Source organism: Acidovorax sp. ST3 (genome assembly GCF_003231145.1).
Taxonomy (GTDB): Bacteria; Pseudomonadota; Gammaproteobacteria; order Burkholderiales; family Burkholderiaceae_C; genus Acidovorax.
The window spans coordinates 1-527 of the sequence record NZ_QKVP01000130.1; the positions used below are offsets into that span (position 1 = coordinate 1).

A 527-nucleotide genomic window follows, 5' to 3' on the forward strand; every position below is an offset into this window, starting at 1 on the left:
GCGCCCGCCGACGGTCGCGGCCGGGCGCGTCGACGCCTTGGCCCAAAACCCGCGATGATTGTGACATATTCACAACAAGCAAGAGCGGTTGTGCTTTTGGCTTGACTTTTGGTTTGCTAGTGGCAAATTTGACACGGACAAGCGGGCGAGCCCGGCGCTCGCCGCTTTGACACCGTGCCGGACCCTATCCCCTCCCGGCGGCGGCATGAGAGACCACTTCAAGCCCGGACGCCCGTGCGTCCGGGCTTTTCTTTTCGGGGCGGAATCCTCTATGCCGGCGTCATGCGCCTGCGTCTCGCCACCTGGAACGTCAATTCGGTCAAGATCCGGGTGGAGAACACGCTCGCCTGGCTGAAGGAGCGCGATCCCGACATTGTCTGCCTGCAGGAGCTGAAATGCGTCGACGAGGCCTTTCCGCGGGAGGCCTTCGAGAGTGCCCGTTACAACGTCGCGATCCATGGGCAGAAGACCTATAACGGCGTCGCCATCCTCTCGAAGCTGCCGCTCGAGGACGTGACGCCCCGCCT

Annotated in this window: 1 protein-coding gene; it reads left to right on the forward strand. The window is 63.2% G+C overall.

Annotated elements, in window-relative coordinates; translation table 11 throughout:
* Positions 1 to 234: 234 nt before the first annotated feature.
* The coding region (locus tag DNK89_RS23950; RefSeq protein WP_203422600.1) for an endonuclease/exonuclease/phosphatase family protein at positions 235 to 527 on the forward strand (293 nt) is incomplete at its 3' end.